The sequence below is a fragment of the Enterobacter sp. PL_is514 genome, from assembly GCF_055816715.1.
Genome location: NZ_JBVPGN010000035.1, coordinates 135934 through 160640 on the forward strand (window position 1 = coordinate 135934; position 24707 = coordinate 160640).

At 53.2% G+C, this 24707-nt stretch carries 24 protein-coding genes; 12 read left to right on the top strand and 12 right to left on the bottom strand.

Annotated features, from left to right (window positions below):
* Positions 1-807, top strand: coding sequence for a putrescine export ABC transporter ATP-binding protein SapF (gene sapF, locus AC0TNG_RS19430; RefSeq protein ID WP_023312051.1), 807 nt, complete (start codon positions 1-3; stop codon positions 805-807).
* A gap of 148 nt (positions 808-955) precedes the next feature.
* Positions 956-1897 (top strand): ATP-grasp fold amidoligase family protein, encoded by a 942-nt coding sequence (locus AC0TNG_RS19435; protein WP_061714983.1) that lies wholly within the window; start codon positions 956-958, stop codon positions 1895-1897.
* Here the strand turns inward: AC0TNG_RS19435 and AC0TNG_RS19440 are convergent.
* Both AC0TNG_RS19440 and AC0TNG_RS19445 read right to left on the bottom strand, forming a co-directional pair.
* Positions 1878-2942: an ATP-binding protein gene (locus AC0TNG_RS19440; protein ID WP_024907134.1), complete on the bottom strand. Its 1065-nt coding sequence runs from the start codon at positions 2940-2942 to the stop codon at positions 1878-1880. The two genes, AC0TNG_RS19435 and AC0TNG_RS19440, sit on opposite strands and share 20 nt — an antisense overlap.
* Complete coding sequence (locus tag AC0TNG_RS19445; protein ID WP_024907133.1) at positions 2939-3643, bottom strand: response regulator; 705 nt, start codon at positions 3641-3643, stop codon at positions 2939-2941. Before AC0TNG_RS19445 ends, AC0TNG_RS19440 begins: the two co-directional genes overlap by 4 nt.
* A gap of 247 nt (positions 3644-3890) precedes the next feature.
* Here AC0TNG_RS19445 and crrC point away from each other — a divergent pair, with 247 nt between their 5' ends.
* The 6 genes from crrC (at position 3891) to pdeR (ending at position 14029) form a co-directional block, all read left to right on the top strand.
* Positions 3891-4301, top strand: a complete 411-nt coding sequence (gene crrC / locus AC0TNG_RS19450; RefSeq protein WP_473723530.1) for a colistin resistant protein CrrC — start codon at positions 3891-3893, stop codon at positions 4299-4301.
* Positions 4302-4396: 95 nt separating this feature from the next.
* A complete protein-coding gene (locus tag AC0TNG_RS19455) occupies positions 4397-7492 on the top strand; it encodes a multidrug efflux RND transporter permease subunit (protein ID WP_473712664.1) in 3096 nt (1031 codons plus the stop codon).
* Positions 7493-7762: 270 nt separating this feature from the next.
* Positions 7763-8551 (top strand): enoyl-ACP reductase FabI, encoded by a 789-nt coding sequence (gene fabI, locus AC0TNG_RS19460; protein ID WP_003856831.1) that lies wholly within the window; start codon positions 7763-7765, stop codon positions 8549-8551.
* 154 nt (positions 8552-8705) lie between these two features.
* Positions 8706-9692, top strand: coding sequence for a CMD domain-containing protein (locus AC0TNG_RS19465; RefSeq protein WP_024907130.1), 987 nt, complete (start codon positions 8706-8708; stop codon positions 9690-9692).
* 88 nt (positions 9693-9780) lie between these two features.
* Complete coding sequence (locus AC0TNG_RS19470; RefSeq protein ID WP_024907129.1) at positions 9781-11715, top strand: exoribonuclease II; 1935 nt, start codon at positions 9781-9783, stop codon at positions 11713-11715.
* Between the two features lie 322 nt (positions 11716-12037).
* The gene (gene pdeR, locus AC0TNG_RS19475; RefSeq protein WP_267214947.1) at positions 12038-14029 is read left to right on the top strand and encodes a cyclic di-GMP phosphodiesterase; all 1992 of its coding nucleotides are present in this window, start codon (positions 12038-12040) and stop codon (positions 14027-14029) included.
* Here the strand turns inward: pdeR and AC0TNG_RS19480 are convergent.
* Positions 14026-14895, bottom strand: coding sequence for a crotonase/enoyl-CoA hydratase family protein (locus AC0TNG_RS19480; RefSeq protein ID WP_032647560.1), 870 nt, complete (start codon positions 14893-14895; stop codon positions 14026-14028). The two genes, pdeR and AC0TNG_RS19480, sit on opposite strands and share 4 nt — an antisense overlap.
* Positions 14896-15088: 193 nt before the next feature.
* Here AC0TNG_RS19480 and AC0TNG_RS19485 point away from each other — a divergent pair, with 193 nt between their 5' ends.
* The 3 genes from AC0TNG_RS19485 (at position 15089) to osmB (ending at position 16549) form a co-directional block, all read left to right on the top strand.
* The gene (locus tag AC0TNG_RS19485) at positions 15089-15271 is read left to right on the top strand and encodes a YciZ family protein (RefSeq protein ID WP_032647562.1); all 183 of its coding nucleotides are present in this window, start codon (positions 15089-15091) and stop codon (positions 15269-15271) included.
* A 43-nt stretch (positions 15272-15314) separates the two neighbouring features.
* Complete coding sequence (yciT, locus tag AC0TNG_RS19490) at positions 15315-16067, top strand: DNA-binding transcriptional regulator YciT (protein WP_048991911.1); 753 nt, start codon at positions 15315-15317, stop codon at positions 16065-16067.
* 263 nt (positions 16068-16330) lie between these two features.
* The gene (osmB, locus tag AC0TNG_RS19495) at positions 16331-16549 is read left to right on the top strand and encodes an osmotically-inducible lipoprotein OsmB (RefSeq protein WP_008501216.1); all 219 of its coding nucleotides are present in this window, start codon (positions 16331-16333) and stop codon (positions 16547-16549) included.
* Positions 16550-16654: 105 nt separating this feature from the next.
* Here osmB and yciH read toward each other — a convergent pair whose 3' ends face one another.
* From yciH to pgpB, 5 genes are all read right to left on the bottom strand, one after another.
* Complete coding sequence (gene yciH, locus AC0TNG_RS19500) at positions 16655-16981, bottom strand: stress response translation initiation inhibitor YciH (protein ID WP_024907124.1); 327 nt, start codon at positions 16979-16981, stop codon at positions 16655-16657.
* Positions 16981-17718: an orotidine-5'-phosphate decarboxylase gene (gene pyrF, locus AC0TNG_RS19505; protein WP_048992046.1), complete on the bottom strand. Its 738-nt coding sequence runs from the start codon at positions 17716-17718 to the stop codon at positions 16981-16983. Before pyrF ends, yciH begins: the two co-directional genes overlap by 1 nt.
* 185 nt (positions 17719-17903) lie before the next feature.
* Positions 17904-19073, bottom strand: a complete 1170-nt coding sequence (gene lapB / locus AC0TNG_RS19510; protein WP_023335944.1) for a lipopolysaccharide assembly protein LapB — start codon at positions 19071-19073, stop codon at positions 17904-17906.
* Between the two features lie 6 nt (positions 19074-19079).
* The gene (locus tag AC0TNG_RS19515; RefSeq protein WP_023312067.1) at positions 19080-19388 is read right to left on the bottom strand and encodes a LapA family protein; all 309 of its coding nucleotides are present in this window, start codon (positions 19386-19388) and stop codon (positions 19080-19082) included.
* A gap of 148 nt (positions 19389-19536) precedes the next feature.
* Positions 19537-20304, bottom strand: a complete 768-nt coding sequence (gene pgpB, locus AC0TNG_RS19520; protein ID WP_032647569.1) for a phosphatidylglycerophosphatase B — start codon at positions 20302-20304, stop codon at positions 19537-19539.
* 197 nt (positions 20305-20501) lie between these two features.
* On the opposite strand from pgpB, the gene ribA reads away from it, so the two are divergent.
* Positions 20502-21092 (top strand): GTP cyclohydrolase II, encoded by a 591-nt coding sequence (gene ribA, locus AC0TNG_RS19525; RefSeq protein WP_008501210.1) that lies wholly within the window; start codon positions 20502-20504, stop codon positions 21090-21092.
* A gap of 35 nt (positions 21093-21127) precedes the next feature.
* On the opposite strand, the gene acnA is transcribed toward ribA, so the two are convergent.
* The 4 genes from acnA to AC0TNG_RS19545 all read right to left on the bottom strand — a co-directional run bounded on the left by acnA (position 21128) and on the right by AC0TNG_RS19545 (position 24515).
* The gene (acnA, locus tag AC0TNG_RS19530; protein ID WP_248164871.1) at positions 21128-23803 is read right to left on the bottom strand and encodes an aconitate hydratase AcnA; all 2676 of its coding nucleotides are present in this window, start codon (positions 23801-23803) and stop codon (positions 21128-21130) included.
* 161 nt (positions 23804-23964) lie between these two features.
* A complete protein-coding gene (gene ymiC, locus AC0TNG_RS19535) occupies positions 23965-24063 on the bottom strand; it encodes a small membrane protein YmiC (RefSeq protein ID WP_032623144.1) in 99 nt (32 codons plus the stop codon).
* A 138-nt stretch (positions 24064-24201) separates the two neighbouring features.
* The gene (locus AC0TNG_RS19540) at positions 24202-24372 is read right to left on the bottom strand and encodes a hypothetical protein (RefSeq protein ID WP_048991908.1); all 171 of its coding nucleotides are present in this window, start codon (positions 24370-24372) and stop codon (positions 24202-24204) included.
* 2 nt (positions 24373-24374) lie between these two features.
* On the bottom strand, positions 24375-24515 hold the full coding sequence (locus tag AC0TNG_RS19545) for a YmiA family putative membrane protein (protein WP_213327741.1): 141 nt from the start codon (positions 24513-24515) through the stop codon (positions 24375-24377).
* Positions 24516-24707 lie beyond the last annotated feature (192 nt).

A 24707-nucleotide genomic window follows, 5' to 3' on the forward strand; every position in this document is an offset into this window, starting at 1 on the left:
ATGGTCGAAACCTTACTGGAAGTCCGCAACCTGAGTAAGACCTTTCGCTACCGCACGGGGCTGTTTCATCGCCAAACTGTCGACGCGGTGAAGCCGCTGAGCTTTACGCTGCGTGAAAAACAGACGCTGGCGATCATTGGCGAAAACGGTTCCGGGAAATCCACCCTGGCAAAAATGCTCGCCGGCATGGTTGAACCGACGGCAGGCGAAGTGTTGATTGACGATCATCCTCTGACGTTCGGGGATTACTCTTTCCGCAGCCAGCGCATCCGCATGATCTTCCAGGATCCGTCTACCTCGCTTAATCCACGCCAGCGCATTTCGCAGATCCTCGATTTTCCGCTGCGTCTGAACACCGACCTGGAGCCAGAGGCGCGCCGTAAGCGCGTATTTGAAACTCTGCGCATGGTTGGGCTGTTACCGGATCACGAAAGCTACTACCCGCATATGCTGGCCCCCGGCCAGAAACAGCGTCTGGGTCTGGCGCGTGCGTTGATATTGCGGCCAAAAGTGATCATTGCTGATGAAGCGCTTGCCTCGCTGGATATGTCTATGCGCTCTCAGCTGATTAACCTGATGCTGGAATTGCAGGAAAAACAGGGTATCTCGTATATCTATGTCACCCAACATCTGGGAATGATGAAGCACATCAGCGATCAGGTGATGGTCATGCACCAGGGAGAGGTTGTCGAGCGCGGCAGCACGGCGGATGTGATGGCCTCCCCGCTTCATGAGCTGACAAAACGACTGATAGCCGGTCATTTCGGTGAAGCATTAACCGCCGATGCATGGCGCAAAGACCGGTAAACAAACGTTGCACCGCTCAATAAGGATTAAATAGCCTTTACACGCTATTTAATCCTTTTAATTTTCGTCTCCATCCCTGCTCCATCTTTTAAGCAATATCATTCAACAGTTCTTCTCCAGAATATCCGGACATTACGGAGGAGAAGAAATGAATACCGCCACTTATGCTCTAAAATACACAGAGTATCTCATCAGAAAATGCCGTTCATTCTTAATGACGGACCTGCACTTTCATACTGTGAGGCTCAAGAAAACATCCGGGACAAAACCTGATATTCAATCACCCACGACGTTGAGTGAAAAAATATGTCATCGTCTGGTCTATGACCATAATAACCTCTACACGATGCTTGCCGATAAACTCGCCGTTCGGGCATACGTTTCCTCCAGAACAACGCGCGTGAAAACGGTGCCATTAATTGGCGTTTATACCAGGGCGTCGCAGATTGATTTTTCCGTGCTCCCTGACAAATTCGTCCTTAAGTGCAACCATGATAGCGGCAGCACAATAATATGTACGAACAAAGCGCAATTTAACGACAAGAAAGCGCGTAAAAAACTGAGCCTCGCGTTAAAGAAAAATTTGTACTACACCACGCGTGAGTGGCAGTACAAAAACATTACGCCGAGTATACTTTGCGAGCCATTCGTCGATCTCTTCGATGATGCTGACAGGAATACGACGCCCGAAATGCTGAGGATCCATTGCTTTCATGGCGTCGCCCACTATGTTGAAGCGGATTTTACGGATGATAACGGCAACGGTTTTATCAACGTTTACGACAGGCACTGGAACTTACAACCCTTCCAGATGGAGTATCCGAATACTTCAGTAAATCCAGACGAACCGGTCTTGTTCCGACAAGCGTTGCTGGCATCCCAGGAGCTGGCGGATGGCATTGACTACTGCCGCGTTGACCTCATGCTAAAAAAAGAAGACATCTATTTCAGTGAAATAACCTTAAGCCCGAGACGCGGTAAACTGACGATTACCCCGCAGGAATGGGATGCTAAGTTAGGAAAAATATGGCATTTATCGCCGGCAGGTGCATTTGACCTGCCGCTGAAACTCACGAGTCGGGCCAGGTAAGTTTAAATATCGAGTGGTTTTGCGTCGATAAGGTATAGGTAACATCGCCACCATGCGCCAGCATGATGGCTTTTACCACTGACAAGCCCAAACCACAGCCTTCCGGGTTCAACTGCCTGGCGCCATTATCGCGCTGAAAGGGCTGAAATAAGAAATCATGAAATTCCCTGGGAATGCCCGGTCCCCCGTCCTGAATAAGGATAAAATTGCCTTTATCAGAAACGCCATTTTTCACGATGAGTTTGCGCGAGGTAGAATAGTGTAAGGCATTGTCAAATAAAACGGTCAGACATTGATTGATGCGTAACGGATCGAATACGCATTGCTGATCCCTCAGTTCTGTATTGACGGTAAATGCCTTACGGCTGAACTCGGGCATGAAGGTATCGAGCGCGTCCTGTATTGTCCCTTTTAAATCTGTTCTGGACTGGTATAGCGTGTATCCCGCCCCGCCATCCGAACTGACAACCCGGAGATCTTCAATCAGGCGGGTTAACCCTTCCGTCTGTTTGAGAAGATTATTAAACAGCACCGGGTCCGGGGTAAAAACACCGTCAACCAACCCCTGAAGCCGTCCGCGCAAGATCGTGACCGGGGTTCTCAGCTCATGCGCAATAGCCGCATTCCAGGATTTCCTCTGAATATCCAGCGTCTGTAATTTTTCCGCCATTTCATTGAAATCCGTCACAAGGTGATTGATCTCACCCAGCCGGGAACTGGCACAGAATGCCCGGGCATCCAGATCTCCCTGAGAAATCTTTCTCAGGCTGGACGCGACCGCGTTTAGCGGGGTGAGTATTCGCGATGACAGTTTGACCGTGAAAAAGAGGGCAATAATCATACTGATCGTAGTCGCGGTCCCAATCCATGCCCAGTCCCACATCGTCATCTGCTCATCATCGCCCGCAGCAGGGCCGCCCGGGAGGTGATCCAGAATAAAGGAGTAAAAAAACCAGGAGCCCAGAATGGCGATGGCAATTATCGTAAACGTCAGCAACAGCATATACGTTAAGATCTGACGACTCAGGACAGACTCTTTGTTCATTTCTTTTCCCCAAGCCGGTATCCCATGCCTCTGATGCTCTCGGGAACACCGTAAAGGCCTGCAAGCTCCAGTTTTTTACGCAACTTGCTCATATGGCTATCGACCGTTCTGTCGAGCGTATCGCCTTCTGGCAGACACGCGTTGAGTAACTCTTCACGGGAACAGACCTTTCGCGGATAACGCACCAGCCAGGTAAGTAATTTAAATTCGGTCGTCGTTAATACCGGGGAGATAACCTCTTCGCCCACGGTGACTTCCACGTAGAAATCATCCGGATAGACCGTAATAAAGGGCGTTCTGAGCGGCAGGGAACCCGCCTGCTGAAGCGCAGGTTTTGTCCTGCGCAGCACCGCCTCAACCCGTGCGACAACCTCAGAGGGGTTAAAGGGTTTGATTACGTAATCATCCGCCCCGAGCCTCAGACCCATAAGCTTATCGACGTCCTGATCGAGAGCGGAAACCATAATGACGGGGACAGCACTTTCGTGGCGAAGCGTAGTAAGCACGCTCCAGCCGTCACACACGGGCAGGTGAATGTCCAGCAAGATGAGATCCGGTTTATGGAGGCGATTAAGCGTTATCGCCTGCTCGCCCTGCCTTGCCCTCAGCGTTTTCATTCCCGAACGCTCTAAGTAGCTCATCAGTATATCGGCGATTTCGTCTTCATCTTCAACAACAAGGATCAGCGTATTTTTGTTCATATTATCTCCGCGGGTGAAATCCCTTTAAGCACGCTATCAGATATCTTTAGCACAATAAGACACAGCCTCCGGGAAAAAGTGCCGTAGTTACGAAAATTTCCCGGTTGATTTAAATGCCCGGTTATTTCTCCACACAGCCTACACATTCAGTCAATAAAGACTCGACAATGTCCGTTCAAAATCGCTATTGAGGCATAACGCGTTGTGCATTGCGCGCTGCAAATTACCACTGTTTCTTAAAGATTTTATGAAGTTGGCTGAAATAATGAACATGGAACTTTCAAAATATTTCTCTCCTAAAAAACTGGGCATATATTCCCTGTTTCTGCTGCTATCGTGGGGATTACTTTATACCTGGCTGGTGCTGGTACACAGAGTGGATGAAAAAGTCGCCTCGACGCTGCTCTCTTCCCCTATTATCTATGGCTGCATCGCGTTGTCGGTGGTCTCACTGATCATCCAAAATAAAGCTGGTGCGCTAACTGAGCTATTTGTCGTCGCCTTCTGGCTGATGGTGATTTTTGTTTATCTCATTATTACGTTCACCGTGCTGTTAAACGCGATGCCCGATATCGAGGATCTGGTCTTTTATTACGAGTGTTATTTGATCATTTTTTTTGGTGGATCACCGCTGTACCTCATTATGAGAATGATTTGAGCCCTTGATCCACACGGCCTCCATAAACCGCCCACTTCCGCTAAACAGGTGCGCGGTAGAGTCTCTACCTCACTCTTTTGCACAAAAATAACTCAATGCCTCATTTTTTTATCGAACGTCCCATTTTCGCCTGGGTAGTGGCGCTGTTTATCGTCCTGACGGGTCTCCTGTCTATTCCTCGTTTGCCGGTTGCGCAGTATCCGGCGGTGGCGCCGCCAGGCATCATCATTTCCGTCAGTTACCCGGGGGCCAGCCCCGATATCATGAATACGTCGGTGGTGTCGTTAATCGAGCGAGAAATCTCTGGAGTCGATAATTTGCTCTATTTCGAATCATCCAGTGACACAACCGGCTCGGCATCGATTACCGTCACGTTTAAACCCGGCACGGACATCAAGCTGGCACAGATGGATCTACAGAATCAGATTAAGATCGTCGAGCCTCGTCTTCCTCAGGCGGTAAGACAAAATGGCATTAACGTCGAGGCCGCTAATTCTGGATTTTTAATGATGGTGGGGCTGAAGTCCACCAACGGTCAATTCGAGGAAGCCGACTTAAGCGACTATTTTGCCCGAAACGTCAGTGACGAGCTTCGTCGCGTGCCCGGCGTAGGGAAAGTCCAGCTGTTTGGCGGCGAAAAAGCGCTGCGTATCTGGCTGGATCCAATGAAGCTCCACAGCTACGGCCTTTCGGTGAGCGATGTGCTTACTGCTGTTGGCCAGCAAAATGCCCTGGTTTCGCCCGGCAAAACGGGAGATGAGCCCGCATCTGAAGGACAAGGGGTAACGTATCCCATCACCGTAAAGGGACAGCTCTCCTCGGTCGAGGCGTTCAGGAATATCACCCTGAAATCTGACGCATCCGGCGCCCGCCTGAAATTATCCGACATTGCGCGGATTGAATCCGGCCTGCAAAGCTACGCTTTTGGTATCCGTGAAAATGGCGTGCCCTCGACGGCGGCGGCAATCCAGCTGTCGCCAGGCGCCAATGCAATGAGTACGGCTTCAGGCGTGCGTGCGCGCATCGACGAGCTTTCCCGGGTGTTACCCGACGGAATGGTGTTTACGGTTCCTTTCGATACCGCGCCGTTTGTGAAACTTTCTATCGTGAAGGTTGTTCAGACATTTGTGGAAGCGATGGTCCTCGTCTTTCTGGTTATGCTGCTGTTTCTGCACAAGATACGCTGTACGCTTATCCCGGCGATTGTTGCTCCCGTCGCACTTCTTGGCACCTTCACGGTGATGTTATTGAGCGGATACTCCATCAATATTCTGACGATGTTCGGCATGGTGCTGGCGATAGGGATTATCGTTGATGATGCCATTGTGGTCGTAGAGAACGTTGAACGACTGATGGAGGAAAAAAGTCTGTCCCCACGGGACGCTACCCGGCAAGCCATGCAGGAGATCACTCCGGCGATTATCGGGATCACGCTGGTGCTGACCGCCGTCTTTATCCCCATGGGGTTTGCTGAAGGATCCGTCGGGATTATCTACCGACAATTTTGTATTTCCATGGCGGTCTCCATACTGCTGTCCGCGTTTCTTGCCCTGACGCTGACGCCTGCCCTGTGCGCTACGCTACTCAAGCCGCATCAGGGAGAAAAGAGCGGAGGTGGGCGGTTCGCGGCAGGGTTTAATGCGCGCTTTCATAGGCTTACCACCTGTTACGAAGCCGGGCTGGGTGCCGTTCTGAAGCGAACCGGGCGTATGCTGCTCCTGTACGTTGCGCTTTGCACGGCGCTGTTTGTTGGATTGTCTTCGCTACCGTCGTCCTTTCTGCCGGATGAAGATCAGGGCTACTTTATGTCCTCTATCCAGCTGCCTTCTGATGCCACGATCCAGCGCACCCTCAACGTGGTTAAAAAATTTGAAGCAGAAATTGCGGCCCGGCCGGACATTGAAAGCAACATTATGATCCTGGGGTTTGGCTTTTCAGGTTCAGGACCGAATTCGGCTATGGCCTTCACCACGCTGAAGGACTGGAAAAATCGGCAGGGCTCGACGGCTCAGGATGAAGCCGACCACATACAGGCCAGCATGACGAACGTCACTGATGCCGTCACAATGAGCCTGCTCCCGCCAGCCATTTCGGATATGGGCACCTCCTCGGGCTTCACCTGGTACGTTCAGGACAGAGCGGGAGCGGGCTATGAGGCTCTGAAGAGGGCCGCCGACGCGCTGGTTCTGCAGGCTAATCAACGCCCTGAACTCAGTGATGTCTATATAGACGGTCTGCCGGAAGGAACCAGCCTTGCGCTCCTGGTTGACCGGGAAAAGGCGGAAGCGATGGGCGTCCCATTCGATGAAATTAACCAGACGCTCTCCGTCACCCTGGGCTCAAATTACGTCAACGACTATACGAACAACGGCCGCGTTCAACAGGTGATTATGCAGGCCGATGCCCCCTACCGAATGCAGCCTGAGCAGATACTGAAACTATCAGTGAAAAACCGGATGGGTGAGATGGTGCCGGTATCAACGTTTGCGACGATCTCCTGGAACGTTGCGCCGCAGCAGTTGACGCGCTACCAGGGTTATTCTGCTATACGGATTACCGGAAGTGCGGCGTCAGGCGTATCCAGCGGCACCGCAATGAAGATCATGGAGGGTTTGTCCAGGAGCCTGCCTCAGGGCATGGCGGGCGAGTGGGCCGGGAGTTCGTTGCAGGAGAAAAAATCGGAATCGCAGCTTCCGGGCCTGATCGCCCTGTCGATACTGGTCGTGTTTATGGTGCTCGCCGCCCTGTATGAGAGCTGGTCTATTCCTTTTGCGGTCATGCTGGTTGTTCCACTGGGCCTTATCGGCGCGGTGATAGCGGTGTTTGTTGCCGGCATGACCAATGACGTGTTCTTTAAGGTCGGCCTGATTACGCTTATCGGCCTGTCGGCCAAGAACGCCATTCTGATTGTGGAGTTTGCCAGGCAGCTGCATCGCGAAGGGCAACCCCTGCTGGCGGCGACCATTCATGCCGCCAGTCAGCGCCTGCGTCCGATTCTGATGACATCGTTAGCCTTCAGCTTAGGGGTTGTTCCGTTGATGCTGGCCAGGGGGGCGAGCGACAGTACGCAGCATGCCATCGGTACCGGCGTATTTGGTGGCATGATTAGCGGTACGCTTCTCGCGATCTTCTTCGTACCGGTTTTCTTTATCGTCATTGCGCGTTTCGTCGACAACATCAGGAAAGCGTGAATACCCTGGTGGAATCACGCTGCCCCTCTGGTTGGATGAGGCGAAGCTGTTGCCGGGTGATATACTGGACGAATGCTGAAATTTCGCGCCCCCGCGTGTCCTCGACGCATTCTTCGGGACATGCGACTTCGGAGAAGTGCGAGAAATATCGTGACACAAGGGGCTGTGAGTGGGCTATAATTTCGAGCTAATTTCGAATGATTTTGAAATACTGCCTGTAACGCTATGAATTACAAGGCAAAATAAGCAATGAATATAAGGATTAAAGCTATGGGTTTTCTTTCCGGTAAGCGCATTCTGGTGACTGGCGTTGCCAGCAAACTGTCCATCGCATACGGCATCGCACAGGCAATGCATCGCGAAGGCGCTGAGCTGGCGTTCACCTACCAGAACGACAAGCTGAAAGGCCGTGTTGAAGAGTTTGCCGCGCAGCTGGGTTCCAGCATTGTTCTGGAATGTGACGTTGCACAAGACGAAAGCATCGACGGCATGTTTGCTGAACTGGCAAAAGCATGGCCGAAATTCGACGGTTTCGTTCACTCCATCGGCTTCGCTCCTGGCGACCAGCTGGACGGCGACTACGTGAATGCGGTTACCCGTGATGGCTTCAAAATCGCGCACGACATCAGCTCCTACAGCTTCGTTGCGATGGCAAAATCCTGCCGCGCGATGCTGAACCCGGGTGCAGCCCTGCTGACCCTGTCCTACCTGGGCGCTGAACGTGCTATCCCTAACTACAACGTTATGGGTCTGGCTAAAGCGTCTCTGGAAGCGAACGTACGCTACATGGCGAACGCAATGGGTCCTGAAGGCGTGCGCGTTAACGCCATCTCTGCAGGTCCTATCCGCACCCTGGCCGCTTCCGGTATTAAAGATTTCCGTAAAATGCTGGCACATTGCGAAGCGGTTACCCCGATTCGTCGTACCGTTACCATTGAAGATGTGGGTAACTCTGCAGCATTCCTGTGCTCTGACCTTTCCGCGGGTATCTCCGGCGAAGTGGTTCACGTTGACGGCGGCTTCAACATCGCTGCAATGAACGAGCTGGAAATTAAATAAGCTGTGACTCTCTTCCCGCCCGGGAAGAGAGTATTTCTCCCCGCGTTACCCCTTCGTTATTCCGTTCTGCTATTTGTTATCACCTAACAATATTTTTCCCTTTATCTGCCTTACGCCAGGATATTGATCGCCATTTTGAGATCAAGGAACGCACATGGAACAACGCCGTTTTTCCGGCAAAGGCCACTGGTATCACGAAACCCAGTCAAACCACGCGCAGACGGATGTTCTGCCCCTGGTGCCCGAAGCCGCTAACGTCGACGATCGTTTTTTGCTCGATTTAGCCTTGCCTGATGAGATTGTCGCCGCCTGTTCTGGCTGGCTTACTCCTGCCAGAGCCTTATGCCACCAGCTGTTTCCGCTCTCGATCCCCGTGAACCGCCTGCATACGCTCAGCGCTTACGATCGGCTCAGTACCGCGCTAACGGTCGCACAGGCCTGTGGCGTTCAGCGGCTCTGTAACCACTACGCCGCCCTGCTCGCCCCGCTTCCCGGCCCGGACTCCTCGCGCGAAAGCAACCGCCGCCTGGCACAGATCACCCAGTATGCCCGCCAGCTCGCCAGCTCTCCTGATGTCATTGATGATAAAGCGCAGAACCAGCTTGATGAGGTTGGCCTGTCAACGTATGACATTGTGGTGATAAACCAGATTATCGGGTTTATCGGTTTTCAGGCGCGCGTCGTCGCGATTTTTCAGGCCCTGTTGGGGCATCCTGTTCGCTGGTTGCCGGGGCATCATATTCAGCCGCACACGCTTCCCGCGAGCCACGATGCATGGGTGCCGCTTTTGCCCGTCGTGGAGCTGCGCTATGCGAGTGCGCATCAGCTTGAGTCGCTGTCTCGCTGGCAGGCCGAACCCGCGCTGGAGGCGCTGACGCCGGTGCTTTGCCATGAGCCGTCGCTGCTCGACCTGACCGGAGAGATCCTGTTAAACAGCCGCGCAGAGATCCCGCAGACGTCACCCGCACTTTCGGCGGCGGTCGAACTGCTGACCCGCTCTCCGGACCGCTTCAGCGCCGCGCAGTTTACCCCGCTCACGGATCAAGGACTCCAGGGCGAATATGCCATCACGCTGCTTACCCAAAGTGCGTTTGATGGCTGGCTCAATCGTCTGAAAGTGGCGTTTGGTAAAGAGGAATAACCACACTCATTACCCAAAGACCGCTTGCTGAGACAGTGAGAATCGCGTAAAACTGTCAGCCGCTCAATGGCTACGAAAATAGAACATTATGTTTCAGGACAACCCGCTGCTAGCGCAGCTTAAACAGCAACTGCATTCCCAGACGCCGCGTGCAGAAGGGGTCGTAAAAGCCACGGAAAAGGGCTTTGGCTTCCTTGAGGTTGACGCGCAGAAAAGCTACTTCATTCCGCCACCGCAGATGAAGAAAGTGATGCATGGCGATCGCGTCATGGCCGTCATTCATACCGAGAAGGATCGCGAGTCCGCTGAACCAGAAGAACTGATCGAACCGTTCCTGACCCGTTTTGTGGGTAAGGTGCAGCGAAAAGACGATCGTCTTTCTATCGTGCCGGATCATCCCCTGCTGAAAGATGCCATTCCCTGCCGCGCCGCCCGTGGCGTTGAGCATGATTTTAAAGAAGGTGACTGGGCCGTAGCAGAAATGCGCCGTCATCCTCTGAAAGGCGATCGCGGTTTTTATGCTGAGTTGACTCAATTCATCACCTTTGGCGCCGACCATTTCGTGCCATGGTGGGTCACGCTGGCACGCCACAATCTTGAAAAAGAAGCGCCGAACGGCGTAGCGACCGAGATGCAGGACGAAGGTCTGACGCGTCGCGATCTCACCGCGCTGGAGTTTGTCACCATCGACAGCGCCAGCACCGAAGATATGGACGATGCGCTCTACGCTGAAGAGAGCGACGATGGCAAACTGCACCTGACCGTTGCCATTGCCGATCCCACCGCCTGGATTGCCGAAGGCAGCAAGCTGGATGACGCGGCGAAAATCCGCGCCTTCACAAACTACCTGCCTGGCTTCAATATTCCGATGCTGCCGCGCGAATTGTCAGACGATCTCTGCTCGCTGCGTCCAAATGAAGTGCGCCCGGTCCTTGCCTGCCGCATGACCATTGCTGCGGATGGCGCGATTGAAGACGATATCGAGTTCTTTGCTGCCACTATCGAATCGAAAGCCAAGCTGGCCTACGATAACGTTTCCGACTGGCTTGAAAATACCGGTAGCTGGAAACCTGAATCAGACGCCATTGCCGCGCAGATCCGTCTGCTGCATCGCATCTGTCTCAACCGCGGCGAGTGGCGTCAAACCCATGCGCTGGTGTTCAAAGATCGCCCGGATTATCGCTTTGTTCTGGGTGAGAAAGGCGAAGTGCTGGATATCGTGGCCGAACCGCGACGCATTGCGAACCGCATTGTTGAAGAAGCGATGATTTCCGCCAACATCTGCGCCGCACGCGTGCTGCGCGACAAGCTGGGCTTTGGCATTTACAACGTCCACACCGGGTTTGATCCGGCGAATACCGAAGCGCTGGCGGCCCTGCTGAAGAATCACGATGTGCATGTTGATCCGGAAGAAGTGCTGACCCTGCCGGGCTTCTGCAAGCTTCGCCGCGAACTGGACGCGCAGCCGTCGGGCTTCCTGGACAGCCGCATTCGTCGCTTCCAGTCATTCGCGGAAATCAGTACCGAGCCGGGCCCGCACTTTGGTCTTGGCCTCGAAGCATACGCCACCTGGACATCGCCAATCCGTAAGTATGGCGATATGGTTAACCACCGTCTGCTGAAAGCGATTATCAAAGGCGAAACCGTTGCTCGTCCTCAGGAGGACACCACGCTGCAGATGGCCGATCGCCGCCGTCTGAATCGCATGGCGGAACGTGACGTTGGAGACTGGCTGTACGCTCGCTTCCTGCAGGATAAAGCCGGGACGGATACCCGTTTCGCCGCGGAGATCATCGATATCAGCCGCGGGGGAATGCGCGTCCGCCTGGTCGATAACGGTGCTGTCGCGTTTATTCCTGCGCCGTTCCTGCATGCGGTTCGTGACGAAATGGTCTGTAGTCAGGAAAACGGTACCGTGCAAATTAAGGGTGAAACAGTTTACAAGGTCACCGACGTGATTGACGTCACTATCGCCGAAGTTCGCATGGAAACCCGCAGTATTATCGCGCGCCCTGTCGCCTGATAACCGGTTCAATTGTCGGTCCTTTCCTTCGCGGAAAGGCCGGCAATTTTTCTGTTTATCCCCGCCACAAAATCATTATTTTTCCTTACTATTTTCAGTCTCCCTTCGCCCAAATTCGCCATAATTATCTACAGTAAAAGAGTGTTGTTATATTCGGTTACGTGAATTTTTATACGCTCCGTATCCTTTTTTGCCTGACTCGTTTTATTATAAGAAATTAGGGAAAAACAATAAGTTCACTTCGGTTTTGCCGCTGTTTCTCAACGGAAAAGTCGACTGCAAATGAATAATTTGTGCGCTAATGAAAGCTGCGGGAGAAAACATGATGGACGATCTGGAGCCGAATTTGCTGTTTCGCTACATGGGGACTTACAGCCCGTGGTGGCGCTTGTCAGCTGACAGCAACGCTCTGCACCTTTCCACCAGCGAAAATGCCGATGTCACTCAGGTCGTGGCGCTGGACGATGAACAGGCCGATCTCATCCGTCATTTAACCGTTATTACCTCCAGTATTTCAATGTCGCTCTCCCTCTACGGTGAAGATGTTCCGGTTCATCTTGTGGGCCGTAAAATTACCCGTAACGAGTGGGCCGGAACCGCTTCTGCCTGGAACGATACCCCCTCCGTGGCACGCGATCTGGCTCAGGGGCTCTCTTTCGCGGAACAGGTTGTCTCAGAGGCTAACTCCGTCATTGTTATTCTCGATCGGCACGGCAATATCCAGCGTTTTAATCGGCTTAGCGAAGAGTACACCGGCCTGAAAGAACATGAAGTCATTGGCCAGAACGTCTTTAAGCTGTTTATGAGCCGCAGCGAAGCGGCAGCTTCAAAGCGCAATATTACCGGTTTTTTTCGCAACGGCAGCTCCTACGAAGTCGAACGCTGGATCAAAACGCGTAAAGGGCAACGGCTGTTTCTGTTCAGAAACAAATTCGTACACAGCGGCAGCGGTAAAAATGAAATTTTCCTTATCTGTTCCGGTACCGATATTACCGAGGAGCGCCGCGCTCAGGAGCGGCTGCGCGTGCTGGCCAATACCGATACCATCACCGGCTTGCCAAACCGTAATGCGATCCACGACCTGATTTCTGACGCCATCGCCAACCGCGGGGACACGCAGGTGGGCGTGGTGTATCTCGATCTGGATAATTTTAAAAAGGTCAACGACGCTTACGGGCATATGTTTGGCGATCAGCTGTTACAGGCCGTTGCCCTCGCCATTTTGAGCTGCCTGGATGAGGAACAGGTGCTGGCGCGACTTGGCGGTGATGAGTTTATCGTCATGGCCACCAATACCTCTCAGGGCTCTCTGGAGGCGATGGCATCGCGCATTTTAACCCGTCTGCGCCAGCCGTTCCGCATCGGTTTGATTGAGATTTATACCGGCTGCTCCCTGGGCATCGCCCTCGCCCCTCAGCATGGCAACGACCGGGAAAGCGTCATTCGTAACGCCGATACCGCCATGTACACCGCCAAAGAGAACGGCCGGGGCAAGTTCTGCGTCTTCTCGCCCGAGATGAACCAGCGCGTGTTTGAGTATCTCTGGCTGGATACCAACCTGCGTAAGGCGCTGGATAACGATCAGCTCCTGATTCACTATCAGCCGAAAATCACCTGGCGCGGGGAGGTCAGAAGCCTTGAAGCGCTGGTCCGCTGGCAATCACCAGAACGGGGTTTGATCCCGCCGCTGGAGTTTATCTCTTATGCCGAGGAGTCGGGGTTGATTGTGCCGCTGGGCCGCTGGGTGATGCTCGATGTGGTTCGCCAGGTGGCGAAATGGCGTGATAAGGGAATAAACCTGCGCGTGGCGGTGAACGTCTCTGCACGCCAGCTGGCCGACCAGACTATTTTCAGTGACTTAAAGCAGGCGCTGAAGGATCTGAATTTTGAATACTGCCCTGTCGATGTCGAATTAACCGAAAGCTGTCTTATCGAGAACGAAGAGCTGGCGCTGTCCGTGATCCAGCAGTTCAGCCGACTCGGGGCGCAAATTCATCTGGATGATTTTGGCACCGGCTACTCTTCCCTTTCTCAACTGGCCCGCTTCCCTATCGATGCCATTAAACTCGATCAATCGTTTGTCAGGGATATTCATAAGCAGTCCATCTCCCAGTCTCTGGTGCGCGCTATCGTCGCGGTGGCGCAGGCGTTAAATCTGCAGGTGATTGCCGAAGGTGTGGAAAGCGCAAAAGAAGACGCCTTTCTCACCAAGAACGGCGTCAACGAACGGCAGGGTTTTCTGTTTGCTAAGCCGATGCCCGCTGCCGCATTCGAGCGATGGCTAAAACGATATCAAGCGCGAAATCAACGTTAACTGGCTTTACGCAACCCTGCCGCGTGATGGCGGTTTTGCAGCGTGACCAGACGCTCCATGTAGGCGATATCTTTCGGCTCAAGGCAGAAAGCGGCATCAACCCAGTCTTCCGTGATATCCATCAGTTCACTGCGGGGCAATTGCAGAACGCGCGTGCGGGCGCGCAGCATCGCCCTTACGCCATTCAGTTTTGGCCGCAGCGTATCGATGAAGGTTCGGGTGGAGACATAGCTTTGTCCGGGCTCAAACAGGACATCCACCAGCCCGTGTTGTTCATACCATTCAGCCGTATGGGATTCCCCTTTATAGATGAGTTCCTCCGCCAGCTTCATGCCAGAACGGCGTGCAACCAGGGAATATCCCCCCATACCCGGAAACAGGTTGAAGGCAATCTCCGGAAAACCCAGACGGGCATCGCGCTGAGCCAGGACGAAATGGTGCGCCAGAGCAGCCTCAAACCCGCCCCCTAAAGCACTGCCTTCGACCATCGCCAGAGAGATGGCCCCTGTATCAAACCCCCGTGAGGCCGCATGGACGCAATCAACGCAGGCGCGAGCGTACGCCCGTAACGCCTCCCGACGTCCGTTCTGAATGCACTCGACGAAGAACTGTAAATCACCGCCCACATTGTACATATCGGGAACCAGCGAACCGGTTACCCAAAAATCAACCGCAAAGCCAGACTGGCGAACCAGCCATGAGAAGTTCATGATCTCCTCAATTAACGCATGGTTAAAACAAGGCCGTGGCTGGGCCCGCAACATCATCCAGACGGTGTGACGCTCCGCTTCGTAATACCCTGACAGCTGCGTGAACCGTTCAGTATCGGTAAACAGTGTGCAGGTAGGCTGATTGATAACTGTCATAGTCTAATTCCTCTTATAAAAAAGCGCCTTGCGCGCCGTTTTAGACTAATCCACTCAATAAGCCCACTGCATGAGGGGGGATAAATTTATCACTTACGTTTATGTAATTTAGTTATTGCATTTTTTCCCTTCTCTTTTGATTCTAATTTCTGCATCATTGAAAATATTAACTTTTCGCGCCTGGGGTGAGATTATGTCTACTATTGACGCACAAGCTGTAGCACAACGAATTGATACCGTGCTGGATATCCTGGTGGCGGGCGATTATCACTCTGCTATCCGTAATCTCGAGATCCTGAAGTCTGAACTTCTTGCTCAGAATGGTGCTGACAACGCGCCTGAAAAAAGACAGCCAAAAGCGCCGTGGGAAGTTTAACCCCACCGTCTCCGACCTCGTTTCGCTTTATTAAATGGATGCTATGAATTCCCGACAACAACTCATTTTGCAGATGGTCATCGATCAGGGACGCGTAAGCGTAGTCGATCTCGCTAAAACCACCGGCGTGTCTGAAGTCACAATCCGTCAGGATCTTAATCTGCTGGAAAAACAGAGCTACCTGCGTCGCGCGCACGGATATGCTGTCCCGCTGGACAGTGATGACGTTGAGACGCGCATGATGAATAACTACGCGCTCAAACGTGAACTGGCGGAATTTGCCGCGTCCCTGGTGAACAACGGCGAGACCGTTTTTATTGAAAACGGCAGCAGTAATGCCCTTCTGGCACGCACGCTTGCCGATCAAAAGGACGTTACTATCATCACCGTCAGCAGCTATATCGCGCATTTGCTCAAAGAGACGCGCTGCGAGGTGATTCTGCTCGGGGGTATTTACCAGAAAAAAAGCGAAAGCATGGTAGGCCCGCTGACCCGTCAGTATGTCCAGCAGGTTCATTTCAGCAAGGCCTTTATCGGGATTGACGGCTGGCAACCGGAGACAGGTTTTACCGGTCGGGATATGATGCGCTCTGACGTCGTGAATGCGGTGCTGGAAAAAGAGTGTGAAGCCATTGTGCTCACCGACAGCTCTAAATTTGGCGCCGTTCACCCGTATACGATGGGCCCCGCTTCACGCTTTAGCCGCGTGATTACCGACGAAAGATTGAGCGACGCGCACCGTAATAAACTGGAAGATGACGGACTGATCGTCAATATTATTAAAACGACCGCCTGAGTCCCCTCCGCGCCCGAATTTCGGGCGCATACGCCCTTCTTTCTCTGAGATGATTCTTAACCCTGCTTTAAGAGTTTTTACCTGTTTAACCCGCCTTAAAGTCGTAAAATTAATGTTAGCGATATAACAGGAAGTGACTATCACCTGCGTGATTACGTAACGCCTGCGCGACCAGCTTTCACGGAGAACAGAATTAAGTATTCGATTCGTCTATACTTAACGTGTACATCTTTCCGTGAATCGATAATTCAGGAGAAAGTATTATGACCTTAACCAGCAAAAAATTAGCCGCCGCTGTTCTGGCAATCACTGTAGCAATGTCCCTGAGCGCATGCTCTAACTGGTCTAAACGTGACCGTAACACCGCTATTGGTGCCGGTGCCGGTGCTCTCGGTGGTGCAGTATTAACGGATGGTAGTACGCTGGGTACATTAGGTGGCGCTGCTGTCGGTGGTATTATCGGTCACCAGGTTGGCAAATAATTATTATCTAAGCCTTCCTCGATATTGCGATATTTAAACGCATTTCAGGTCTGACATACGCACGTATATAACACGAGCCACGGCATCTGCCGTGGCTCATTTATTTTAGCCGCCTGCCAGTTTGACTTTCAGGCCTTTGGCTTCCAGCAGCGATTTTATTAAATCGCGTTTATCGCCCTGGATTTCAATAATGCCATCTTTCACGGCACCGCCGCAGCCACATTTCTTTTTCAGCTCGGCCGCCAGCGCAGTCAGTTCAGCATCATCCAGGTCAATGCCGGAGATCAGGCAAACGCCTTTCCCTTTTCGTCCGCTGGTCTGGCGCTGGATCCGAACGATGCCGTCCCCCTTAGGACGTTCCACTTTCGCTTTCGGTTCGTCTATACGCCCACTCTCGGTTGAATAGACCAGACGACTGTTGGAATCGGTCATTACGCCCCCTTTTTCAGCGATGCGTTGATAGCCTTAAGCGTCTCAGCCGGGTTTGCAGACTGCGTCACCGGACGCCCGATGACCATATAGTCAACGCCCGCCGCAAGCGCCTGCTCAGGCGTCATAATGCGGCGCTGATCGCCCACGTCGCTGCCTGCAGGGCGGATCCCCGGCGTGACCAGTTTAAAATCCCGGCCCAGCGTTGATTTGAAACGTACCGCTTCCTGCGCGGAGCAGACGACGCCATCCAGGCCACACTGCTGCGTCAGACGCGCGAGACGTTCGGCATGTTCCGCAGGTGACAACGTCACGCCAAGGTCGCGTAAATCACTTTCGTCCATACTGGTCAGCACGGTGACTGCGATCAACAGCGGCGCATCTTTACCGAACGGCAGGAGCGCCTCACGAGCGGCGGTCATCATTCTTGCCCCACCCGACGCATGGACGTTGACCATCCATACGCCCAGCTCTGCGGCTGCGGCAACGGCGCGGGCCGTAGTATTCGGAATATCATGGAATTTGAGGTCGAGGAAAACGTCAAAGCCGCGCTGTTGCAGATCGCGAACGATTTGCGGTCCAAACAGCGTGAACATCTCTTTGCCAACTTTCAAACGGCAGTCGCGAGGGTCGATACCGTCGACAAACGCCAGTGCAGCGTCACGCTTATTGTAATCAAGCGCAACAACAACAGGAGAATCCGTAATTGCGCGGGAAGTGGAGGATGTAACAGACGTCATGACCAGCCCTTTTCGTCTATGGGCGCGCAGCGGCGCGGAACAGATAAACGGCCAGCATTCTACCTGCCGACGCCGCAAATTGACAGGATCCATTTACGCGCCTGCCAGGCCGGCAAACCGCACAGAGTAAAGGATACGGTAAAAACCATCAGTATGTTGTAACTAAAATGGGGCGTTTTAAAAAATCACTGCCCGTCCAGACCACGAATGGGCTTGATGGTGGACCAGGCGCGGCAGGAAGGACAGTGCCAGTAGAGCGTATAAGCGGTAAAACCACACTTCTGGCAACGATAGCGCGGCTTGCTGCGCACCTGCTCGCCAACCATGTCGCGCAGGACCATCAGGCTCTCTTTGGCGCGCCCTTCTTCAGCATCGTTCAGGTGGTAATCCATCAGCTTATGGAACACCCGCATGGTCGGATGACGCTGCAGCTGGCGCGTAATATACACCTGCGCGGTGTCGCTTCCCTCATACTGCTCAACAACGTCTGAGAGCATCAGTTCAGCGGTGGCGCCGGTATTTTCTTCCACGCAGCGACGCAGGAATGCTACCCACTCTTCCTGCTTGTCCAGCTGTTGATAGCAGGTTTGCAGCATTTCCAGCGTTTCACTGACCAGCTCTTTATCCTGGTCGATAACCCGCAGCAGGCTTTCAACGGCTTTGGCATAGTCGCCATTCGCCATAAAGACGCGCCCCATCATGATGGAGATTCGCGCGCTGTTGCGGTCCGCGGCGGCGCCTTTCTTCAGCAGCGCCATGGCTTTATCCATGTCGTCGTTACCCATCTGCTGAAGCGCAAGCTCACAGTAGAAATGGGCTATCTCAACGCGCTGCTTATCTTTACCCAGCTTCACCAGACGTTCAGCCGTATCAATGGCTTTTTGCCAGTCGCTGGTGGCCTGATAAATCTGCAGGAGCTGCTGCAGCGCGCCGATGCGGAAATCTGTTTCATCCACCAGCTGCGCGAACATATCTTCGGCGCGATCGTACAACCCCGCAGCCATGTAATCACGCCCCAGCTGTTGCACCGCAAGGAGACGTTGATCGTAGGTCAGCGAGGCGCTTTCCATCAGGGTCTGGTGAATACGAATGGCGCGATCGACCTCGCCGCGCGAGCGGAACAGGTTACCCAGGGTGAGATGCGCTTCAACCGTCCCTGTATCCTCTTTCAGCATATCGAGGAACAGGTCTACCGCTTTGTCCTGCTGATTGCTCAGGAGGAAGTTCACCCCCGCAACGTAGTCGCGGGAGAGCCGGTTGGCCTCATCCTGTTTTGTTTGTTGCGCACTTCTGCGGCCCATATACCAGCCATAGGCTGCGGCTACAGGCAAAAGCAGAAACAACAACTCCAGCATAGTCGATTATTCCTTCACGACCGGCACACCAGAGCTTTCCGGGATGTCAGACGCAGGGGCAATGTTATTTTCGAGTCGCTTAATTTTACGTTCAGCGCGCGCAAGAGAAACACGGACTTTCAACCAGAACAGACCGCAAACCAGCCAGCCAATGGCAAAGCCAGCAGCAAATAAGACCGCCAGCAGGCTCGAGACGCGATACTCACCCTGAGCCAGCAGATAGTTAAACGTCACCTGCTGATCGTTTTGTGCACCCAACGTGACTGAAATGACAAAAATCGCCAATACCAGTAAGAAAATGAGTAAATATTTCACATTACTTCCCGTTATGTGGTTCAAGCGAATAAAGTGTGTTCAACTCACCGCAATCAGCCTTATAAACTACCATTTTAGCGACGGGCGCGAAACGGAAAAAGTGACGCGCCAGTCATGTATCTATGGGCATAATACGGTTTATCAACCGTCAGGCGTCCGTTTGGTCCCTTTCGGCTATTTCTTCTTTCTCTTCTGGCGGTGGTGTAAGCGGGCCGCAGAATCGTTCAGCGAGCCAGGTCGCCAGCGTCACCAGCAGCCATGAGATAAGCGTGGCAACGACCAGGTCCCGCGGCCAGTGCATCCCCAGCAGTAAGCGGCTGCCCATAACCCCTGTCGCCCAGACCAGTAAAATCACGAGCGTGACCGTTCGACGCCTTGGCCACAGCAGCCCCACCCCCAGTAACGCCCAGCTGGCCGCAAACATGGTGTGACCGGAAGGAAACGCGAATCCCGTCTCTTTCTGCCAGTGTTTACGCAAGAATTTCGGGATATCCTGCTGTTCCGCAAGCTGTTCTTTCACCAGGGTTCCGCGATCTTTACGCTTTAAATTGTAGAACTCATCCACCGGAACATGATGCGTTTTTTCCAGCCAGACGACAAAAGGACGCGGTTCCTGAACGCGATCTTTTACCCAGGACTTCACGCCCTGACCAACAAGGATAGCGCCTCCGAGGATCGCAAAAAGCATCAGCGCCGCACGCAAACGAAAGCGCAGGCACCACAGAAACCAGGCGCAGAGGAGGACATGGGTAATAATTCCCCACGGCTGGGTGACCGTTTCCGTTATCCAGTATAACGTTTTCAGCCACGTGGCATTCTGCCCCGGCTGCCACATCCAGCCTGAGAGCCATACGGCCAGGGGCATAATCAGTAAAATGGCCGCGCCTGCTGCCGTACGTCTGGCGATTGAAAGCATGTCTTCTCCTTTTTCGCTAAGCCTCACAATCATAACTGAAATTCATTCGATGGGTGGATATGTCGGATCGTGCGTTTAACGTTCATATAGCATGGTGCCTATTAGGCGAACCTGCTGAGCTTGTGGCAAAATGAACTGATACAGAAAGCAAAACAGGGCAAAGGCACGAAACGTGTCAGCCTACTCTGGAGAATCACATGCAGCTTAAACGTGTGGCAGAAGCCAAACTGCCAACCCCATGGGGCGATTTCCTGATGGTGGGTTTTGAAGAACTGGCAACCGGACAGGATCATGTCGCGCTGGTGTATGGCGACATTTCAGGGCAGACGCCGGTGCTGTCCCGCGTCCATTCAGAGTGTCTTACCGGCGACGCGCTGTTCAGCCTGCGCTGTGATTGTGGTTTCCAGCTGGAAGCCGCCCTGTCTCATATTGCAGAAGAAGGCCGCGGCGTGCTGCTTTATCACCGTCAGGAAGGTCGTAATATTGGTCTGCTGAATAAAATCCGCGCTTACGCGCTTCAGGACCAGGGCTACGATACGGTGGAAGCAAACCATCAGCTCGGCTTCGCCGCTGACGAACGCGACTTCACCTTGTGCGCCGATATGTTCAAGCTGCTGGGCGTGGACGAAGTTCGTCTGCTGACCAATAACCCGAAAAAAGTGGAGATCCTGACCGAAGCGGGGATCAACATCGTCGAGCGTGTACCGCTGATTGTCGGCCGTAACCCGAAAAACGCCCACTACCTGGATACTAAAGCTGCCAAAATGGGCCATCTGCTGAAAGAGTGATATAAAAAGCCCGGCACGCGTGCCGGGCTCGTTCATCAATCCAGCATCTTACGAATCACGTAATGTAAAATGCCGTCGTTCTGGTAGTAGGTCAGCTCGGTTGCCGTATCAATACGGCATCGGCAATCCAGCACCTCGGTTTTGCCGTCTGCCCGCGTTAACGTTACCGGCACCGTTTTACCCGGCTGCAGGTTTTGCAGGCCGCTAATGTCAATCTGCTCTTCCCCGGTCAGGCCCAGCGTTTTACGCGTCACGCCCTGCGGGAACTCAAGCGGCAGGATCCCCATACCAATCAGATTCGAGCGGTGAATACGTTCGAACGATTCGGCGATAACCACGCGAACGCCAAGCAGACGCGGACCTTTCGCCGCCCAGTCGCGGCTGGAGCCGGAACCGTACTCTTTCCCGGCAATCACCGCCAGCGGCGTACCTGCCTGTTGATATTTGACCGCCGCATCATAAATCGACACCACTTCCGTCCCCGGCAGATGGCGCGTCATGCCCCCTTCCACGCCCGGCACCATTTCGTTACGAATGCGGATGTTGGCAAAGGTCCCGCGCATCATGACTTCATGGTTACCGCGGCGCGATCCGTAGGAGTTAAAATCACGGCGTTCGACGCCCCGGCTTTGCAGATAACGACCCGCCGGGCTATCGGCTTTGATACTCCCCGCCGGTGAGATGTGGTCAGTTGTGACAGAATCCCCCAGCATCGCCAGGATACGCGCGCCGTGGATATCCTTAAGCGGCGCCGGCTCGGCCAGCATCTCATCAAAGAACGGCGACAGACGAATGTAGGTCGAGTCATCCTGCCAGTCATAGGTATCAGAGCCAATGACGTTGATGGCTTTCCATTCCGGCGTGCCTTCAAAGACCTCCGCATACTCTTTGCGGAACATCTCGGTTGAGACCTTTTCAACGGCCAGCGCGATTTCACGCGAAGATGGCCAGATATCTTTCAGATAGACAGGGTCATTCTTGCGATCGTGGCCAATCGGATCGGTCACCAGGTTGATATTCATGTTCCCTGCCAGGGCATAAGCGACCACCAGCGGCGGTGAGGCGAGCCAGTTGGTTTTTACCAGCGGGTGAATACGCCCTTCAAAGTTTCGGTTGCCGGACAGGACCGCGCCTACCGTCAGGTCACCCTGCTTAATCGCCGTTTCAATGGGTTCAGGCAGTGGACCAGAGTTACCAATACAGGTCGTACAGCCGTAGCCCACGAGGTTAAAGCCCAGCTCGTCAAGGTACGGCGTCAGTTTGGCCTGCGCCAGGTAATCCGACACCACTTTGGATCCCGGGGCCAGCGAGGCCTTGACCCATGGCTGAGGTTTTAGCCCAAGCTCTACCGCCTTTTTAGCCAGCAGACCGGCTGCCATCAATACGCTGGGGTTGGACGTGTTGGTGCAGGAGGTAATGGCGGCAATCACCACCGCACCATCCGGAAGCTGATACTGATGTCCGTTCAGAACATAGTCGACGGGACGATGGTCCTTCTGCGCCACGTTTACTTCCAGCGCATTGCTGGCGGCAAAGGCTTTTGGCACGTCACTCAGCGCAACCCTGTCCTGCGGGCGTTTCGGCCCTGCGAGGCTCGCTTCGACGCTTCCCATATCGAGTTCAAGCGTGCTGGTGAAAACAGGCTCATCACCCGGATTGCGCCACATGCCCTGCGCTTTGGTGTACGCTTCCACCAGCGCGACCTGCTCTTCGCTACGTCCACTAAGACGCATGTATTCCAGCGTCACATCATCAATAGGGAAAAAGCCGCAGGTTGCACCGTATTCCGGCGCCATATTGGCAATGGTGGCGCGGTCGGCCAGCGGCAGTGAATCCAGTCCGTCCCCGTAGAATTCGACAAACTTGCCTACCACACCATGCTTACGCAGCATCTGGGTGACGGTAAGCACCAGATCGGTGGCGGTAATGCCTTCAGACAGCCTGCCGGTGAGCTTGAAGCCCACCACATCCGGGATAAGCATGGACACCGGCTGGCCGAGCATGGCCGCTTCCGCTTCGATCCCCCCGACGCCCCAGCCCAGCACGCCCAGACCGTTGATCATGGTGGTATGGGAGTCCGTACCCACCAGCGTGTCCGGATAGGCGACCCACTCTTTATCCTGCAATTCGCTCCAGACGGCTTTACCCAGATATTCAAGGTTAACCTGGTGACAAATACCGGTACCTGGCGGGACCACGCTAAACCGGCTGAACGCCTGCTGCCCCCACTTCAGGAACACGTAGCGCTCGTGGTTACGCTCCATCTCCAGACGCACGTTCTCGCCAAAGGCGTCATCATCACCAAAGCGATCGACGGTTACGGAGTGGTCAATGACGAGGTCAACAGGGGAAAGCGGATTCACTTTTGCCGTATCTCCGCCGAGACGCTTAACGGCCTCGCGCATTGCGGCTAAATCAACGACGGCAGGGACGCCGGTAAAGTCCTGCATCAGCACCCTTGCCGGGCGGTAGGCGATTTCTCTGTCGGCATGGGCTTTTTCAAGCCACCCTGCCAGCGCCTGGATATCATCGAGGGTGACAGAGTCACCGTCCTGCCAGCGCAATAGATTTTCCAGTAAAACTTTCAATGACTTGGGTAAACGCGAAATGTCCCCAAGCGTTCTGGCAGCCAGCGGCAGGCTGTAGTAATGCCAGGTTTTGTTTTCTGCCTGTAATGTGTCCTTACTGGCTTCGCGTAGGGTTAACGACATAAGCTCCTCCTTAATCACAGAGATGCCCTGACAATTATCAGGGCCGTAATTAAAGATAACACAAAGATGTCGTAACGTTTTGATAACAACCCAAATTGATAAATTTAGGATTGGTCCAGAACAGGAAAACAAAAAACCCCGCCGTAGCGAGGTTTTACAATTTAGTGGAGGGCCAACCAGATGAGCTGACTCCAGAACAGAATCGACACGGTAAAAACGCCGATCCATGACCAGTATTTGTGAGACGTCATGTTATTCATCATAGGGACACCAGGCATTATTTATAAAACGTTCCGAGGTTTGACCTCAGTGCTATATTGCTGATGTGTATTTATTAAAGAGTACAAAAGTGCAGAGTCGATATTCAGACTATTTGCATCATTACGCAATTAACTAAATTATTGTTTTTTGGGTTCGTCTTCTGCGAACACATCAATAAACGCTTGCTGCTGCGGCGTCAGTTTCCAGGTCGCGGGTACAACAGTCGCAGGTGCTTTACGCCCTCTGTGGCCATTGTCACGATGCTGACACATCTGTTTTACCGAAGCTGTACGTACCGTCACTGCCATATTTAACCCCAATATTTCCAGGCCAGGAGAGCAACCACCACCCAAAACAGGGTAGAGACGAGAAAGACCGCCAGCCAGGCTTTACGCTTGAGCGCAGGATCCCTTTGCGGTTCTTCACTTCCTGAAGGCATTGCTAACCTCATACAATCGACATCGCTTATCATTTAGGACCAAACAATTGGTACAATTAATCATCTGTTGAGATAAATCCTAAAGAAACTTTAGCCGAAAAGCCAGTGAATTTACGCACCGGGAGGTATGAAATATTCAATCTTTTGACCAGAAATAAATAATTGAAAAGAAAAATTTGCGAAGGCGTAAATTAGTTTCTACTT